18 protein-coding genes are annotated in these 16,474 nt (G+C 69.5%); 13 read left to right on the forward strand and 5 right to left on the reverse strand.

What is annotated here, in order from left to right:
• Nucleotides 1-23: 23 nt before the first annotated feature.
• The 4 genes from ACLBWH_RS07995 to ACLBWH_RS08010 all read left to right on the forward strand — a co-directional run bounded on the left by ACLBWH_RS07995 (nt 24) and on the right by ACLBWH_RS08010 (nt 3,098).
• The gene (locus ACLBWH_RS07995; RefSeq protein ID WP_322848867.1) at nt 24-692 is read left to right on the forward strand and encodes an RluA family pseudouridine synthase; all 669 of its coding nucleotides are present in this window, start codon (nt 24-26) and stop codon (nt 690-692) included.
• Between the two features lie 10 nt (nt 693-702).
• On the forward strand, nt 703-1,128 hold the full coding sequence (gene arfB, locus ACLBWH_RS08000; RefSeq protein ID WP_137897933.1) for an alternative ribosome rescue aminoacyl-tRNA hydrolase ArfB: 426 nt from the start codon (nt 703-705) through the stop codon (nt 1,126-1,128).
• Between the two features lie 297 nt (nt 1,129-1,425).
• Nucleotides 1,426-1,908, forward strand: coding sequence for a GAF domain-containing protein (locus ACLBWH_RS08005; RefSeq protein WP_447798045.1), 483 nt, complete (start codon nt 1,426-1,428; stop codon nt 1,906-1,908).
• Nucleotides 1,909-2,024: 116 nt separating this feature from the next.
• Complete coding sequence (locus ACLBWH_RS08010) at nt 2,025-3,098, forward strand: RcnB family protein (RefSeq protein ID WP_447798046.1); 1,074 nt, start codon at nt 2,025-2,027, stop codon at nt 3,096-3,098.
• Nucleotides 3,099-3,269: 171 nt separating this feature from the next.
• Here ACLBWH_RS08010 and ACLBWH_RS08015 read toward each other — a convergent pair whose 3' ends face one another.
• The 3 genes from ACLBWH_RS08015 to ACLBWH_RS08025 are packed head-to-tail and all read right to left on the reverse strand — an operon-like array spanning nt 3,270 to nt 4,887.
• Entirely contained in the window at nt 3,270-3,731 is a 462-nt protein-coding gene (locus ACLBWH_RS08015) for a cytidine deaminase (RefSeq protein WP_447798048.1), read from the reverse strand.
• On the reverse strand, nt 3,728-4,405 hold the full coding sequence (locus ACLBWH_RS08020) for a GH25 family lysozyme (protein ID WP_447798049.1): 678 nt from the start codon (nt 4,403-4,405) through the stop codon (nt 3,728-3,730). Before ACLBWH_RS08020 ends, ACLBWH_RS08015 begins: the two co-directional genes overlap by 4 nt.
• The gene (locus tag ACLBWH_RS08025; RefSeq protein WP_322848873.1) at nt 4,405-4,887 is read right to left on the reverse strand and encodes a UPF0262 family protein; all 483 of its coding nucleotides are present in this window, start codon (nt 4,885-4,887) and stop codon (nt 4,405-4,407) included. The genes ACLBWH_RS08020 and ACLBWH_RS08025 overlap by 1 nt, the downstream gene beginning before the upstream one ends.
• Before the next feature lie 80 nt (nt 4,888-4,967).
• On the opposite strand from ACLBWH_RS08025, the gene ACLBWH_RS08030 reads away from it, so the two are divergent.
• The 4 genes from ACLBWH_RS08030 (at nt 4,968) to ACLBWH_RS08045 (ending at nt 9,420) form a co-directional block, all read left to right on the forward strand.
• Nucleotides 4,968-6,461 (forward strand): replicative DNA helicase, encoded by a 1,494-nt coding sequence (locus tag ACLBWH_RS08030; RefSeq protein WP_322848874.1) that lies wholly within the window; start codon nt 4,968-4,970, stop codon nt 6,459-6,461.
• A gap of 235 nt (nt 6,462-6,696) precedes the next feature.
• Complete coding sequence (locus ACLBWH_RS08035; RefSeq protein ID WP_447798051.1) at nt 6,697-8,157, forward strand: L,D-transpeptidase family protein; 1,461 nt, start codon at nt 6,697-6,699, stop codon at nt 8,155-8,157.
• 11 nt (nt 8,158-8,168) lie between these two features.
• Complete coding sequence (locus ACLBWH_RS08040; protein WP_447798053.1) at nt 8,169-8,528, forward strand: hypothetical protein; 360 nt, start codon at nt 8,169-8,171, stop codon at nt 8,526-8,528.
• A gap of 10 nt (nt 8,529-8,538) precedes the next feature.
• Nucleotides 8,539-9,420, forward strand: a complete 882-nt coding sequence (locus ACLBWH_RS08045) for a D-alanyl-D-alanine carboxypeptidase family protein (RefSeq protein ID WP_447798055.1) — start codon at nt 8,539-8,541, stop codon at nt 9,418-9,420.
• A gap of 126 nt (nt 9,421-9,546) precedes the next feature.
• Here the strand turns inward: ACLBWH_RS08045 and ACLBWH_RS08050 are convergent, their stop codons facing one another.
• Together ACLBWH_RS08050 and ACLBWH_RS08055 are read right to left on the reverse strand one after the other, a co-directional pair.
• Nucleotides 9,547-10,833: a M20/M25/M40 family metallo-hydrolase gene (locus ACLBWH_RS08050; RefSeq protein ID WP_447798057.1), complete on the reverse strand. Its 1,287-nt coding sequence runs from the start codon at nt 10,831-10,833 to the stop codon at nt 9,547-9,549.
• Nucleotides 10,834-10,892: 59 nt separating this feature from the next.
• Entirely contained in the window at nt 10,893-11,348 is a 456-nt protein-coding gene (locus ACLBWH_RS08055; RefSeq protein ID WP_447798059.1) for a universal stress protein, read from the reverse strand.
• 111 nt (nt 11,349-11,459) lie between these two features.
• Here ACLBWH_RS08055 and ACLBWH_RS08060 point away from each other — a divergent pair, with 111 nt between their 5' ends.
• The 5 genes from ACLBWH_RS08060 (at nt 11,460) to ACLBWH_RS08080 (ending at nt 16,450) form a co-directional block, all read left to right on the forward strand.
• Nucleotides 11,460-12,821: a pyruvate dehydrogenase complex dihydrolipoamide acetyltransferase gene (locus ACLBWH_RS08060; protein ID WP_447798061.1), complete on the forward strand. Its 1,362-nt coding sequence runs from the start codon at nt 11,460-11,462 to the stop codon at nt 12,819-12,821.
• 7 nt (nt 12,822-12,828) lie between these two features.
• Nucleotides 12,829-13,044, forward strand: a complete 216-nt coding sequence (locus ACLBWH_RS08065) for a hypothetical protein (RefSeq protein WP_447798062.1) — start codon at nt 12,829-12,831, stop codon at nt 13,042-13,044.
• Nucleotides 13,041-13,445: an acyl-CoA thioesterase gene (locus tag ACLBWH_RS08070; RefSeq protein WP_447798064.1), complete on the forward strand. Its 405-nt coding sequence runs from the start codon at nt 13,041-13,043 to the stop codon at nt 13,443-13,445. Before ACLBWH_RS08065 ends, ACLBWH_RS08070 begins: the two co-directional genes overlap by 4 nt.
• A gap of 11 nt (nt 13,446-13,456) precedes the next feature.
• On the forward strand, nt 13,457-14,851 hold the full coding sequence (lpdA, locus tag ACLBWH_RS08075; RefSeq protein ID WP_447798066.1) for a dihydrolipoyl dehydrogenase: 1,395 nt from the start codon (nt 13,457-13,459) through the stop codon (nt 14,849-14,851).
• 180 nt (nt 14,852-15,031) lie between these two features.
• The gene (locus ACLBWH_RS08080) at nt 15,032-16,450 is read left to right on the forward strand and encodes a hypothetical protein (protein ID WP_447798068.1); all 1,419 of its coding nucleotides are present in this window, start codon (nt 15,032-15,034) and stop codon (nt 16,448-16,450) included.
• Nucleotides 16,451-16,474 lie beyond the last annotated feature (24 nt).

Genomic DNA, 16,474 nt, shown 5'->3' on the forward strand with positions numbered 1-16,474 from the left:
CAGGGAGTGGCAAGGCGTTTCTCATGCATGGCGACCGCGTATTGTTCATCGACGGCGAGGCTCTGGTCATCGACAAGCCCGCGGGCTTGCCGGTCGACAAACCGCGCGACGGCTCCCTCAGTCTGGAGAATCACCTCGATTCGCTGAAGTTCGGCTTTCAGCGCTGGCCCACGGCGGTGCACCGGCTCGACCGCGACACCAGCGGCTGCCTCCTGCTGTCGCGCAATCCCAAGGCGCAGGCGCGCTTCCAGCAGGCGTTCGAGCGTGGCGAGGTGGAGAAGCGCTATCTTGCGATCCTCTCCGGCATACCCGCCGAGAGCGAGGGTGTCATCGAGATGGCGCTCGGCAAGACCAGCACGCGCGAGGAGGGCTGGCGGATCGTCGAGGACCCCAAGGGCAAGGCGTCGCGCACCGCGTGGCGGGTGATCGCGACCCGCGACGATCATGCCTTGGTCGAGTTCCGGCCGACGACCGGGCGGACGCACCAGATCCGCGTCCATGCCGCGAGCGGGCTCGGCCTGCCGGTGGTCGGCGATCCCGTGTATGGCGCGGGCGAACCCGGCGGCATGATGCTGCATGCGGCGGCGCTGACCGTGCCGCGCGCCAACAAGGACCCGATCGTCGCCGAGGCGCCGCTGCCCGAGCGGTTCGGGCCATGGCCGGGGATCGTGTCGGCGACGCCGGCGGACTAGGCGGCGCGCGATGCCGCTGATCCAGGTGACGCGATCGATCGCGATCGACGAACGCGAGGTGGAGGAGAGCTTCACGCGGTCGTCGGGGCCGGGCGGGCAGCACGTCAACACCACCGACAGCGCGGTGCTGCTGCGCTTCGACGTCTGGGGCTCGCCCAACCTGCCCGATCTGGTCAAGGCGCGGATGAGCGTGCTGGCGGGATCGCGGCTCAGCAAGGACGGCGTGCTGACGCTGCGCGGCGAGAGCAACCGCTCGCAGGAGATGAACCGGCGCGAAGTACGCGAACGGCTTGTCGCGCTGATCCAGGAGGCGACGATCGTCCCGAAGAAGCGGCGGCCGACCAAGCCGAGCAAATCGGCCAAGGCACGGCGGGTGGACGAGAAGAAGGGGCGCAGCTCGGTGAAGGCCGGGCGCGGGCGGGTGCGGGTGGAATAGGGGGCAGGTCCTCCGTCGCTTTCGCATATTGGTGACCCCGGAGAGGATCGACCGGCTTCCTCATCAGCCACGTCACCCCGGACTCGTTCCGGGGTCTACCGAGCCGCTGGGGATCGGTAGACCCCGGAAGCCGTTCTCCTCGCCGCAGAGTGGACCCCGGAACGAGTCCGGGGTGACGGAGAAGCTCAAAAAGAACGGTGTCGACAGGACCGGCCATATGCGATCGCTTCCCGTAGCGGGGGAGGAATTGGGTCTTCGGTATATGCGTCCCACCGCATCGCCCCTACATCGCGCGGCATGTACCAGTTCGACATCTCCGCCGGCTCGAAGGCCGATCTGTACCGCGACCTGCTGTCCGCGCTCGATGCGCTGACCGCGGACGAGCCCGATGCCGTCGCCAACATGGCCAATGCCTCGGCGCTGATCTGGCAATATCTGCCGGACCTCAACTGGGCGGGCTTCTACCGGCTTATTGGTGACGAGCTCGTGCTCGGGCCGTTCCAGGGCAAGGCGGCGTGCATCCGCATCGCGCTCGGCAAGGGCGTGTGCGGCACCGCGGCGGCGACGCGGACGACGCAATTGGTCGAGGACGTCCATGCCTTCCCCGGCCATATCGCCTGCGACGCGGCGAGCCGGTCCGAGCTGGTGGTGCCGATCGTGCGCGATGGCGTGCTGGTCGGCGTGCTCGATCTCGACAGTCCGGAACCCGCGCGGTTCGACGCCGAGGATGCCGCCGGCTGCGAGGCGCTCGCGGCGCTGCTGGCGACTCGAACCCTTTGATCCGAAACGGGACTGCCGGCGGTCTGGCGACTCCGCAGGCGAAATGATAGGTGGATTGCTAATGTGACGTTAACCGTCGGCGTCGGGGGCGGCGTACGGGCAGCAGGGAGAAGACGATGCGGACGTGGTGGATTGCGACGGCCGGCCTGGTGCTGGGTGCCGCCGGTGGTGCAGACGCACAGCGCGTGGTCGCGCATGGCCCCGATGGCCAGCGCGCCGGCGCCGGCTATCCCGCGCCGGTCGTGGGCGTGGCGCCGCCCAAGACGATGCAATCGTGGCAGGCACCGCGCGGCGGCTATCGCCGGCCGGTGGCCGTGCCCGCGGGGCAGCCGCGCTGGGGCAGCAAGGTCGGCGGTCGCTGGTGGGGCGGCGCCAACGCGCCCGGCGGCTGGAGCGCCTATCGCCGGCCGTTCCGCGGCTATGCCTTGCCGAGCTATTGGGTCGCACCGCGCTTCTACATCACCGATTGGCAGGGCTATGGGCTCAGCCGCCCCATGCCGGGTTACAATTGGGTGCGCTATTACGACGATGCGGTGCTGATCGACGCGCGCGGGTCGGTGTTCGACACGCGCGACGGCATCGATTGGGACGGCTATGGCGACGGCGGCTATGCCCCGGACGATCGCGGCTATGACGACCGCGGTTACGACGACCGCAGCTATGAGCCGCGCAGCTATGCGCGGCGCGACGATGGCCTGGGCGGTGCGGTGATCGGCGCGGCGGCGGGCGGGGTCGCCGGCAATGTCATCGCCGGGCGCGGCAATCGCCTCGGCGGGACGGTGATCGGCGCCGGGGTCGGCGCCGCGGCGGGTTATGCCATCGATCGTGCCGAGGATCGGCGCGCGCCGCCACCACCGCCGCCGCCGGCCTATCGCCGGGACTATGACGTGCCGGTCGCGCCGGATCGCGCGCCGCCGCCGCCGGTTGGCTACGCACCGGGCGGGGAGGCCTGGCGTTCGGCGGACGGCACGATGACGGTGACGACGTCGAGCGGCAGCGCCGGCTATTATCGCGGCGGCTATTATTATCCGGGCGCGTCCTCGACCACCGTCGTGGTGCAGAGCGCGCCAGTGGTGACGACGACGACCACCGAAACCTTCGAGGATGCGGTGACCTATACGCGGCGGCCGGCGGTGCGGACCAAGACGCGGCGGGTGTGGCGGCCGGCGCCGAAGTGCAATTGCCGATGATGGCGCAGTTCATCGGTTAACCAACGGGGCACTTGGGCCGTCTGCGAAATGCGCGATGTACCCCGGCGGAGGCCGGGGCCAGTTGGGTGAAGGCTGGAAACAGCTTACCACGGCCCGCCCAACTGAACCCCGGCCCCCGCCGGAGTAGTTTCTGTCAGGCGGGCGTCGGGCTCAGCCGATCCCCAGATCCGCCGGCCCGAATGCGTGCGGCAGAAGCTCCGACAGCCGGTAGCTGGAGATCGCGTCGCCTTCCGCCCCGCCGCAATGCACCGCGAGATCGCGGCCGCCGAGCTGCGCGGCTTCGTTGAGCACCTGGCGGCAGCGTCCGCAGGGGCTGACCGGAGCGGTACCGGTGGCGCGGCCGTCGGCGTCCATCGCGCCGCCGATCACCCCGACCGCGACGACCTCGCGCAGCCGCCCGGCGGCGCTCGCGGTGGCGATCGCCACCGTCTCGGCGCAGAGCGACAGGCCGTAGCTCGCATTTTCGACATTGGCGCCGGTGATCAGGCTGCCGTCGGTCATCAGCAGCGCCGCGCCGACCGCGAAGCGCGAATAGGGCGCGTGCGCGTGGCGGGCGGCATCGCGCGCGGCGGCGATCAGGCGGGCGGGGACGTCGACAGGGTCTTGGGTCATGGTGCGACGACGTCCCAGTTCACAGGGCCTTCGATACCGTCGATGCGGCGGATGTCGCTCGCGCGCCACATCCGCCACGCACGCGCGGCATAAGCGGGGGGGAAGAGATTGGCGGTCGCCCAGACCGGCCGTTCGATCGCCGCCGAGATCGTGTACTCCGATTCGACGGGCTTGCTGAGGCGCAGCAGCACCGGCTTGCGGGTGTGCGTCTCGACCATCGTGATGAAGGTGCGCAGCTCGCGGACGAGGTCGGTACGGTCGGGGCGGGCGGTGCAGTCGGCGCGGTAATCGACGTCGACCGCGGCGGGTAAGGCGTCGGCAGTGCGCGGCACGAAGGCGTTGAACGCATTCGCCTGGTCGGCGCCCGGCTGGCACAGCGAATAGAGGTGGACCGCGCCGCGGCGCAGCCCCGCGTCGGGCACCGCGGACCAATTCGCCTCGAAACCCGGATCGCGGCGATCCCTGCCCGAGGTGGCGACGAGATAGGCGAAGTCGGCGCCGCGCGCGCGCACCGTGCCCCATTCGATCGCGCCGGGGTTTTCGGGCAGGTCGACGCCCTGCAGCGGATATTGGCTGGCGGCGGGATGCCAGCCGGTCGCGAAGCTCCAGCCGCCGATGCCGATCGCCCCGGCCGCGACGAGTGCGCCGGCTGCCTTGAGGATGAAGGACGCCATCAGCCGCGCAGGTGCAGTACGCAGATCAGCGTGAATAGACGGCGGGCGGTGTCGAAATCGACCTCGATCTTGCCGGCGAGCCGCTCGCGCAGCGTTTCGGCGGCTTCGTTGTGGACGGCGCGGCGGGCCATATCGACGGTCTCGATCTGTTGCGGGGTGGAGGCCCGTATCGCCTGGTAATAGCTATCGCAAATCGCGAAATAATCCTTGATCGACCGGCGGAAGCGACCGAGCGCGAGCACCAGCGTCTCGAGGTGGCTGTGATCCTCGCGGTGGATGTGGATGCCGAGCCGTCCCTCCGCCGATTCGAGCGTGAGGCGATAGGGGCCGGCATAGCCGTCGGCATGGACGCGCTGCGGCGCGAAATGATTGCCCTCCAGCAGGTCGAAGATCGCGATCCGCCGCTCCTGCTCGACGTCGGCCGAGCGCCAGCCGATGCTGTGCTCGTCGAGCGTCACGTCGATGATCCGCGGGTCGGCCATCGTCGTCCGATAGTGGGCGATGCCGATTACGACAATTACGAGTTTGTCCGGCGGGGCCGCGCGGGGGTATGATCGGCGTCATGGCCACACTCGCATTCCCGATTCCGGCGACTCCCGCCGAACCGCTCCAGCTGCCCCGCAACGTCGAAGCCGAAGCCGCGATGCTCGGCGCGATGATGATCGACAACCGGCTCGCCGACGACCTGCTCGACCGGCTGGAGCCGGCGCATTTCTACGAGCCCGTCCACGGCCGCATCTTCGCGGCGATCAAGACGCTGCGCGTCAACGACATGCTCGCGACGCCGGTGACGCTGCGCCCGATGTTCGAGGCGGACGAGGGGATGCGCGAGCTGGGCGGGCCGTCCTATCTCGCCAGCCTGACCGGTTCGGGCGCCGGGCTGATCGGCGCGCGCCAGTTCGCGACGCAGATCTACGATCTCGCGATGCTGCGTGCCCTGGTCAGCGTCGGCCGGACGCTGGTCGACCGGGCGATGGACACGTCCGAGGAGGTCAATCCGCGCGCGCAGATCGAGCTGGCCGAGGAGGAGCTGTACAAGGTCGCCGGCGACGGCGGCGCGGAGAACGCCACCAAGACCTTCGCGCAGGCGACGACGATGGCGGTCAAGATGGCCGAGCGCGCGCTCAATTCGGGCGGCCATCTGTCGGGCGTCACCACCGGGCTCGACAGCGTCAACGCCAAGATCGGCGGCATGCACCATTCCGACTTGATGATCCTCGCCGGCCGTCCGGGCATGGGCAAGACCTCGCTCGCCACCAATATCGCGTTCAACGCGGCGCGTCGCTGGATGCGCGACATGGCCGACGGCATCCCGCCGAGCGAATCGGTTGGCGCCAAGGTCGTCTTCTTCAGCCTCGAGATGAGCGCCGACCAGCTCGCGACGCGTATCCTCGCCGAGCAATCCGGCATCAGCTCCGAATCGCTGCGCATGGGCAAGATCAGCAAGGCCGAATTCGGGCAGCTCGCCGCTGCGGCGGCCGAGCTGGAGACGCTGCCCTTGTTCATCGACGATACCGGCGGCCTCAGCATCAGCGCGCTGCACACCCGCGTGCGGCGGTTGCAGCGGCGGCACAACAACGAGATCGGCCTCGTCGTGGTCGACTATCTCCAGCTGCTGACCAGCGGCGGCAAGGGCGGCAAGGAAAACCGCGTCCAGGAGATTTCGGAGATCTCGCGCGGGTTGAAGACGCTCGCCAAGGACATGAACGTGCCGGTGCTCGCGCTGTCGCAGCTCAGCCGCGCGGTCGAAAGCCGCGAGGACAAGCGGCCGATGCTCTCCGACCTTCGCGAATCGGGTTCGATCGAGCAGGACGCCGACATGGTCTGGTTCGTGTTCCGCGAGGATTATTACACCGGCCAGCGCGAACCGAAGCGGCCGATGGAAGGCGACGAGGCGCGGGTGTTCGAGGATCACGCCAAATGGGCGAGCGACATGGAGCGCGTCTATGGCCTCGCCGAGCTGATCGTCGCCAAGCAGCGCCACGGCTCGACCGGCAAGGTGGTGCTGAAATTCGACCCGACGATCACCAAGTTCAGCGACTACGCGGGTTATTGATCGGGCCTGCGTTCCCACCCTTCGTCATCCCGGCGCAGGCCGGGACCCATAGATACGGCGCCACGGCCGTTGCGCGCCTCGCCAGCGGCTCGCCACCATGGGTCCCGGCTTGCGCCGGGAGGACGAAGGGACGAACATTTCAGAACCTTACCCGTAGTCAGCGCCATCCCGTTCAGCCTAGAGCGAGGTGGATAGTGCCACGGACTCCATAAGGGCGTTTGCCCGGGGGAATATGATGAGACGAACGACTGCGGCGGTGATGACGGCCGCGATGCTCCTACCGATCGCGCCAATTTCCGCGCAGGTCGCGCCGCCGGCGCCGGTGATGCCGCTACCGGCGGTACAGGTCGCGCCGCCGGTGGTGATCCCAACCGTGCCGCTGCCGCAACTGACCGAGGCGCAGGCGACGCAGCTCGCCAAGCTGCTCGGCAAGGATACGATGGCGCAGGGGCTGGCGCTGGTGCCGCCGCCGGCGGCGACCGCCGAGGCGCGCGATGCGCTGGTTCGCGAGGCGCTGGATCATGCCCGTGCGGTGCATGCCGGTCGGCTCGCCGAAGCGGATTTCCAGCGCGACTGGGGGCTGCGCCCGCCGGTGTTCGATCCGCTGCCCGGCTTCGCCGATGCGGTGAAGCGCGACCGGATCGCCGCCTGGTTCGCGGCGCTGCCGCCGCCTTATGCCGGCTATGACGGGCTGAAGCTCGGCCTCGATCGCTATCGCGGCATCGCCGCGGCGGGTGGCTGGCCGACGCTGGCGGGTGGCCCCGACCTCGGATTCGGCGCGACCGGCGCGCGCGTGATCGCGCTGCGCCAGCGGCTCGCGGTCGAGGACAAGGACGTCGCGACCAGCGGCACCAGCTTCGACGCGGCACTGGTCGAGGCGGTGCGCCGGGCGCAGCGCCGTTATGGCCTCAACCCGACCGGCACCGTCTCGACCCAGACGCTGGCGGCGCTCAACGTGCCGACCGCGGCGCGGGTGCGGCAGATCATGGCCAATATGGAGCGCTGGCGCTGGCTGCCGCAGGACCTGCCGCGCGATCGCATCCAGGTGAACATCGCCGCTGCGGTGCTGACCGTGTTCGACGGCGACGCGCCGGTGATGTCGATGCGTGCGGTCACCGGCCGGCCGGGCGACGAGACGCCGATGCTGTCCTCGACGATCCACAGCATCGTCATCAATCCGCCGTGGAACGTGCCGACCTCGATCGCCACAAAGGAATTGTGGCCCAAGCAGAAGCGCGATCCGGGCTATTTCAAGCGCAACGGCTTTCGCGTGATCGACGGCACCCGCCTGCAACAGGTCGCCGGCGACCAGAGCGCGCTCGGCCGGTTCAAGTTCGACTTCGACAACGCCTTCTCGGTCTATCTCCACGACACGCCGTCGCGCGCCAAGTTCGCCAGCTTCAGCCGGCTCGCCAGCCACGGCTGCGTGCGGCTGGAGAAGCCCGCCGACCTCGCGCAATTGTTGCTGAAGGGCGATCCGACATGGACGCCCGAGGCGATCGACGCGGCGGTGGCGAAGGGCGATACGGTGCGCGCGCGGCTGACCAAGCCGGTCGCGGTCTATCTGCTCTACTGGACCGCCTTCGCCAGCGGCAGCGGTCAGATGAATTTCCGCGACGATCCCTACGGCTGGGACGGGACGCTGGCGGCGAAGATCGAGGCGCGCTCGGCGCGTCAGGCACTTGCGGCACGATGACGAGGAAAACGATGAGCTTTCGCACCAAGACGATGACGGTGGCGGCGCTGGCCGCCGGGTTGCTGGCGGTGAGCGCCTGCTCGCGGTCCGAGCCCGAGGGGCCGATGGACGATAACGCGCTCGGCCTCGACCAGCCGATGACCAACGCGACCGGCGAGATCGCGCCGGTCGAGACGCCGAGCGCGATCCCTGAGCCGACCCCGGACGCCAATGCCGCCGCGGCCATCGAACCGCCGCCCGAGGCGCCGATCAAGCCCGACGCGCAGGTGCTCGACGACGCCGATGCGACCGGCATGACCGCGCGGGTGACGCGCGACGAGGCGCCGGCGCGCGACGAGACCGCGGCACCGAACGACCAGGCTCCGCAATAAGGGACGCGGCATGACGATGGTGACGCGCCGCACGGTTCATGCCTGGTGCGGCGCCCTGTTTCTGTTGGGCGGCCTCGCGGGTGCGGTGCCGGCGGCGGCGGTGACGCGGCCGGTTTCGGCGATCCTGGTCGACGCCCGCGACGGCACCGTGCTGTTCGCGGAGAATGCCGGCATCGTCCGCCGGCCGGCGTCGCTGACCAAGATGATGACGCTGTTCCTGACCTTCGACGCGCTCGATGCCGGAACGCTGCGGCCGGGCGATCCGGTGCGCTTCTCGCGCTATGCCGCGGCGATGCAGCCGTCGAAGGTCGGCATGCGGCCGGGCGCGACGATGACGGTCGAGGAGGCGATCCGCGCTGTCGCGGTGATCTCCGCCAACGACGTCGCGGTGGCGCTGGCCGAGACGATCGCCGGCACCGAGGATCGGTTCGCGCGGATGATGACGCAGAAGGCGCGCGCGCTGGGGTTGCAGGATACGTCGTTCACCAACGCGACCGGGCTGCCCGGCGCCAATCTGACGACGGCGCAGGATATCGCGCGGCTGTCGATGGCGCTGCTGCGCGACCATCCCGCCCGCTATGCCGCGTTCGGGACGCGATCGTTCAGCTGGGCGGGGCGGCGGGTGCAGAACCACAATCACCTGCTCGGCGCCTATCCCGGCGCCGACGGGATCAAGACCGGCTATACCGCCGAGGCTGGATTCGCGCTGGCGGCCTCGGCGAAGCGCGGCGGTCGGCGGCTGATCGCGGTGGTGATCGGCGAGCGTTCGGTGGCGCTGCGCGACCGGCGGGTCGCACAGATGCTGACCGAGGGGTTCGCCGAGCCGGCCCGCGCGCCGGAGCGCGGCGAGCGGCCGGACACGCTGGAGGAATGGCTGAGCAAAGGGCGGTAGGGGCCATCCCCTCGTCATCCCGGCGGAAGCCGGGACCCATGGTCATGATGTGGTCGGCGGCGGCGCGTAACGCTGGGTCATCGCATCCATGGGTCCCGGCTTTCGCCGGGATGACGAGGGGGGGCATCACCGCCGCGGCGCGCGACCGCCGAAGGTCGGCAGGCTCTCGCTGCCGTCCGCACCGAGCGACGATACCGCGAAGAACGTGTCGTCCACCGGCAGCTGCGTCATCGTCGCGTTCGTCCCGGTCACGTCCTTCGACTTCGCCCAGGCGGCGGTGTCGTTCGCGCGCCAGCGGATGCGATAGCCGACCGCGCCCGGCACCGGCGTCCAGCTCACCTGCGTGTCGCGCGACAGATCGCCGACCAGCCCGACGCTCGCCGGCGCGGCAGGGGCGGCGGCCAGGCGGGCGACGGTGGCGGCATTGATTGCGGTGACCTTCGCCAGATATGCGAAATCCATCCGGTCGATCGTGTCGCCATAGACGACGCCCTTCTCGGTGCGCAGGTCCTGATGCTGCGCATCCCAGTTTTCCGCGCCGACCGAAAAGCGCACCGCGGGATAGCCGCGCTTGAGGAAGGGTTCGTGGTCGCCGCCGCGGCCGAACCGGTCCGGACGACGGTCGATCACCACGTCGAAGCCGCCGGGGATCGCATCGGCGATGCCGTCGATCGTCTTGGCGAGCGCGCGGCTGGGGCCGTCGTCCTCGCCGCCCTCGCCGCGGCGGCGCTGCTGCTGCGGCAGGTCCTCCGCGGCGCGGATGCCTTCCGAGAAGACGCGGACGCGGCCGGCGTCGCGGACGCCGCCCTGGCCGATGCTGTTGCCGACGATATCGTTGTTGAGCATCGCGCTGACTTGCCAGCCGCGCGTCGCGGCGGTGTCGGCGAGCAGTTCGGCACCCCATAGCCCCTGTTCCTCGGCGGAAAAGGCGACGTAGACGATCGTCGCGTCGAATTTGCGCTTCGACAGCAAGCGGGCGGTTTCGAGCACGAGCGCGACGCCAGAGGCGTCGTCGTTGGCGCCAGGGGCATCGCTGGTCGCGTCCATCACGTCGGTGACGCGGCTGTCGATATGGCCGCCGATGATCACCACGCGATTGGGATCGCGGCCCGGCTGGATGCCGAGCACGTCCTCGACCATCACGCCGTCCGGCGCGCGCGGGCCGGTGAAGCGCCGGCTGATCCGCTCGACCTTGACGCAGCCGCCGCAGTCGCGGCCGATCGCTGCGAACTGCTCTGCCGCCCAGGTGCGCGCCGCGCCGATGCCGCGCTTGGGATCGGTGGTCGTGGACAAGGTATGGCGGGTGCCGAAGCCGACGAGCGCGCCGACGCTGGCCTTGAGCCGCGCGGGGCTCGGGGCGGGGACGGGCGCGGCGGCGACCGCGGCGGCGGCGAGGAGCGAAGCGATGATCATCAGGCAGTGTGACGCGCCACGGCGCGGCGCTCAAGCCCTTCAAGCCCTTGCGGCGACGATCAACTCAGCCGGTCGATCGCCTCGCGGCTGAGCGAGCCCGGGATGATCATCACCGGCACCGGCAGCGCGCCGGCGTCCGATCCGGCAAAATGGCTGACCAGCTTGCCCGGCGCCCCCGCCGGCGCGGCGCCGAGCACCAGCGCGGCGATATCGGGATTGGCCGCGATCATCTCGCGGATGATCTTCGGGCCCTCGCCCTGGCGGACGGTGATCGCCGGGCGCAGTCCCGATTCCTCGATCAACGTGCCCGCGGCTGCCGCGACCAGTCCTTCGGCGTGCTGCATCGCCTCTTCCTCGATCGTCGCCTGGACGCCGCCGAAGGCGATGAACTCCTGCGGCGGCAGCACGGTGAGGATCTCGACGCCGCCGCCGGTCTTCACCGCGCGGCGCGCGGCGAAGCGCAGCGCGATCTCCGCTTCCGGGCTGTCATCGACCACCACGAGATAGATACGCATCATTTCGCCCCTTTTCCGCTTCGTGCCGCGTGGGCGAGCGGCGCGCAAGACTTGACCCCCCGCGTCAGGAGCGCGAAGGGAGCCACCTGCTCCCCAGGCAAGAGGACCTGCATGTCGATCGAGATCAAGATGCCCGCGCTGTCGCCGACGATGGAAGAGGGCACGCTCGCCAAGTGGCTCGTCAAGGAAGGCGATAGCGTCAAGTCCGGCGACATCATGGCCGAAATCGAAACCGACAAGGCGACGATGGAATTCGAGGCGGTGGACGAAGGCGTGATCGCCAAGATCCTGATCGCCGAGGGTACGGACAATGTGAAGGTCGGCGCGGTGATCGCGATCCTCGCCGAAGAGGGCGAGGACGCGTCGTCGGTGTCCGCCCCGACCAAGAGCGACACGCCCGCTCCCGCGGCAAAGGAATCGGAATCCCGGCCGAACCCGGCCGATCCCAACAAGACCGGCAGCGAGGCCGAGCCCACCGACCGCACGATCACGCAGGCCGAGGATCACGGCAAGCCCGCCGATACCGGCGAGGCGCCCAAGGCCGCCGCCCCCGCATCGGGCGAACGCGTCAAGGCGAGCCCGCTCGCGCGCCGTCTCGCCGCCGAGAAGGGCATCGAATTGTCGGGCGTGACCGGCTCCGGCCCCAACGGCCGGATCGTCAAGGCCGACGTCGAGGGTGCCAAGCCCGGTGCCGCGGCGCCCGCCGCCGCGACGCGCGGCGACGCTGCACCCGCCGCTGCCGCCGCCCCGGCGCCCGCGCCGAAGCCCGCGGTCGTGCCCGACATCCCGCACGAGGCGACCAAGCTCAGCAACATCCGCAAGACGATCGCGCGCCGCCTCACCGAGTCGAAGCAGACCGTGCCGCACATCTATCTGACGGTGGATATCCAGCTCGACGCGCTGCTCAAGCTGCGCGGCGACCTCAACGCCTCGCTGCAGAGCCGCGGCGTCAAGCTGTCGGTCAACGACATGCTGGTCAAGGCGCTCGCCGCCGCGCTGATCGCGGTGCCCAAGTGCAACGTGATGTTCACGCCGGACCAGCTGATCAGCTTCAAGCGCGCCGACATCTCGGTCGCGGTGTCGACGCCGTCGGGGCTGATCACGCCGATCGTCGTCGGCGCCGACTCCAAGAGCCTGTCGGCGATCTCGGCCGAGGTGAAGGACCTCGCCGCGCGCGCCAAGGACAACAAGCTGAAGCCCGAGGAATTTCAGGGCGGTACCGCGTCCATCAGCAACATGGGCATGTTCGGGATCAAGCAGTTCGAGGCGGTGATCAATCCGCCGCAGGGTATGATCATGGCGATCGGCGCGGGCGAGAAGCGGCCGTATGTCGTCGACGGCGAGCTGGCGGTGGCGACGGTGATGTCGGCGACCGGCAGCTTCGACCATCGCGCGATCGACGGTGCCGACGGCGCCGAGCTGATGAAGGCCTTCAAGGATCTGGTCGAGCGTCCGCTCGGCATGCTTGCCTGAGGCGATCGTGGCGCGGACGCCAAACTCCCGCACGGCGATCGAATTGCTCCATCTCGTCGCCGGGCTGGTCGCAGCCGCGGCGATGACGTGGGCGGCGGCCTGGGCCTATCCGCTCGGCTATGAGACGATCTGGTGGTGTGGCGCGGGGGCGATGGCGGCGGCGGTGCTGATGAGCATCGGTCCGTTGCGTCGCGCCCGCGCGATCGACAGGAGCCGTACATGACCTTGCCCGCAGGTACCCCGACGATCCGCGTCACCGCGATGCCGGGCGATTCGAATCCCTATGGCGACATCTTCGGCGGCTGGCTGATGGGCCAGATGGATCTTGCCGCCGGATCGGTGGCGTCGCGCCATGCCGGCGGCCGCGCGGTGACGATCGCCTGCGACGCGATGAAGTTCCACGCGCCGGTGCTCGTCGGCGACGAGGTGTCGGTCTATGCGCGGCTGGTCGCGGTCGGCAATACGTCGATGACGATCGAGGTCGAGGCATGGCGCCGCGCCCGCCATCTCGAGGATTCCACCAAGGTGACGCAGGCGCGCTTCGTGTTCGTCGCCACCGACGAGAACCGGGCGCCGCGCCGCGTCGCGCCGCTGCCCGATCACACCCATGAACCTCCCCGGTAAGGACTTCCAACGTGGCTGATACCTTCGACCTCCTCATCCTCGGTTCGGGTCCGGGCGGCTATGTCGCGGCGATCCGGGCGAGCCAGCTCGGCCTCAAGGTCGGCATCGTCGAGCGCGAGCGGCTGGGCGGCATCTGCCTCAACTGGGGCTGTATCCCGACCAAGGCGCTGCTGCGCACGTCGGAAGTCTATCATTACATGACCCATGCCGACTCCTACGGCCTGAAGGCGGACAATGTCGGCTTCGACCTCGGCAAGATCGTCGATCGCAGCCGCAAGGTCGCCGGCCAGCTCAATGCCGGCGTCAAGGGCCTGATGAAGAAGAACAAGGTCCAGGTGTTCGAGGGCGTCGGCGCGCTGACCGGCAAGGGCAAGCTCTCGGTCAAGCAGGGCGACAAGACGGTCGAGCTGGAGGCCAAGCACATCATGGTCGCGACCGGCGCGCGCGCACGTGACCTGCCGTTCGCCAAGGCCGACGGCAAGCGCATCTGGACCTATCGCCACGCGATGGTGCCCGAAGTGATGCCGACCAAGCTGCTGGTCATCGGATCGGGCGCGATCGGTGTCGAATTCGCCAGCTTCTACAACGACATGGGCGCGGACGTGACGATCGTCGAGATGCTCGACCGGATCCTGCCGGTCGAGGATGCCGAGGTCAGCGAGTTCATGACCAAGGCGCTGACCAAGCAGGGGATCAAGATCCTCACCAAATCCGGGCTGGAAAAGCTGGAAAGCGGCGCCAACGGCGTCACGGCGGCGATCAAGGGCGCCGACGGCAAGGTCACCGAGACCGAGTTCAGCCATGCGATCGTCGCGATCGGCATCGTGCCGAACACCGAGAACATCGGGCTGGAAGCGCTGGGCGTCGAAACCGAGCGCGGCCATATTAAGGTCGACGGCTTCGGCCGCACCAACGTCGAGGGGATCTATGCGATCGGCGACGTCACCGGCGCACCGTGGCTGGCGCACAAGGCGAGCCACGAGGGTATCGTCTGCATCGAGAAGATCGCCGGGCAGGACCCACATCCGTTCGAGACGTGGAACATCCCCGGCTGCACCTATTCGCGCCCGCAGGTCGCCAGCGTCGGCTTCACCGAGGCCAAGGCCAAGGAAGCTGGCCATGAGGTGAAGGTCGGCAAATTCCCGTTCATCGGCAACGGCAAGGCGATCGCGCTCGGCGAGGCGGAGGGCTTCGTCAAGACGGTGTTCGACGCCAAGACCGGCGAATTGCTCGGTGCGCACATGATCGGCGCGGAGGTCACCGAGCTGATCCAGGGCTATGTCATCGCCCGCCAGCTCGAGACGACCGAGCACGAGCTGATGGAGACGGTGTTCGCGCATCCGACGCTCAGCGAGATGATGCACGAAAGCGTGCTCGGCGCTTATGGTCGCGCGATTCACTTCTAGGATCGATCGCCATTCACCTTGTGGCCTATTGTAATTCCTCCCCCGCCAGGGGGAGGTGGCATGCCGCAGGCATGACGGAGGGGGCGGAAAGCGACACGTTTGTTCCGTATCCTCCCCCTCCGTCACGGCTTCGCCGCGCCACCTCCCCCTGGCGGGGGAGGAATTTTGGCAGAATCCCGAATGTCGATTTCGCCTAGGATCATTCCAGCCGACCGCCGCGCTGCCCGCACCCTGGGCGCCGCGGCGGCGGTGCTGTTCGCCGTGTCGCTCGCGCTCTTCTGGCCGGGCTATGTCGCCTATGACAGCCTCGCCCAATATGCGCAGGCGACGAGCGGGCACTATGAGGATTGGCATCCGCCGATCATGGCACGGCTGTGGTCGCTGTTCGGCGATCACGGGCCGGCGCCGATGCTCGCGGTGCAGCTCGGCGCTTATTGGCTGGGACTGGGGCTGTTCGCCGCGGCGCTCGCCGCGCGCGGGCGGCGCCGTGCGGCGTGGATCATGCTGGCGATCGGCGTCTGGCCGCCGCTGCTCGGCTGGCAGGGGGTGGTGCTCAAGGATCTGCAGATGTCGGCGGCGCTGCTCGCGGCGACGGGCATCGTCGGCTGGTGGCGGCTGCGTGGCCGGCGATTGCCCGGCTGGTCGTTCGCCGCGCTGGCGCCGCTGTTCGGCTATGCTCTGCTGGTCCGCGCCAACGCGCCCTTCGCCGTGGTGCCGCTGATCGCGATGCTGCTGCCCTGGTCCAGGGGGCTCGCCCGGATCGCCGTGGCGTTGGTCGGGACCGTCGCCGCGATCGGACTGGCGTCGCCGATCAACCACGGCGTTTTAGGTGCCCATCGCACCGGCGTCGAGCAGACGCAGGCGCTGTACGATCTGGTCGGCATCGGCGTGCGGAGCGGCGATGCCGCGGTCGGGCTGCCGGTGGCGACGCTCGACGCGATCCGCGCGAAGCGCTGCGTCAGGCCCTATTTCTGGGACCCGCTCGGCGAACCGCGGCGCTGCGAGGCGCTGGTCGCGCCGTTGCGCGCCGAGCCGGCTGGAACGCTCTACGTCCGTCTGGCCGGGATGATCCTGCGCCACCCCCTCGCTTATGCCGGGCATCGCCTCGCGCATCTCAACTCGACCGAGCGATTGTGGGTGCCGCGGCACTGGCTCGGCGCCGCGCCGCTCCGCGCGAGCGAACCCAATACGCTCGGCTTCGGCGAACCCGGCGCGCTCGCCCGGACGTGGCAGGTGATCGGCGCGGGGCTGATGGAGACGCCGCTCGGCTGGCCGATCGTCTGGGTGGTGGCGGCGATCGCCGGGCTGTGGTGCGCCTTGCGGGCGCAGGCCCGCGGGCGCGGCGACGACGCGGTGGCGGCGGCGCTGTTCACGTCCGCGCTGACGATGGAGGCGAGTTTCGCGGTGATCAGCATCGCCTCCGACCTGCGCTATCATCTGTGGACGCTGACCGCGACGGCGATCGGCTGGGTGCTGCTCGGCCCGCGGCGCTGGCCGCGGGCGCCGACGCTGCTGCTGGTCGCCATGGTGCTGATCGGCGGCGTCGCGCGCGCGATCCTGCCCGAGGCGCCGCAGAGCTATGTCGGGATGCTCGGCTGATCCCCGCCGCAACCCTTCGCCGCA

The organism is Sphingomonas sp. M6A6_1c (genome assembly GCF_053345135.1).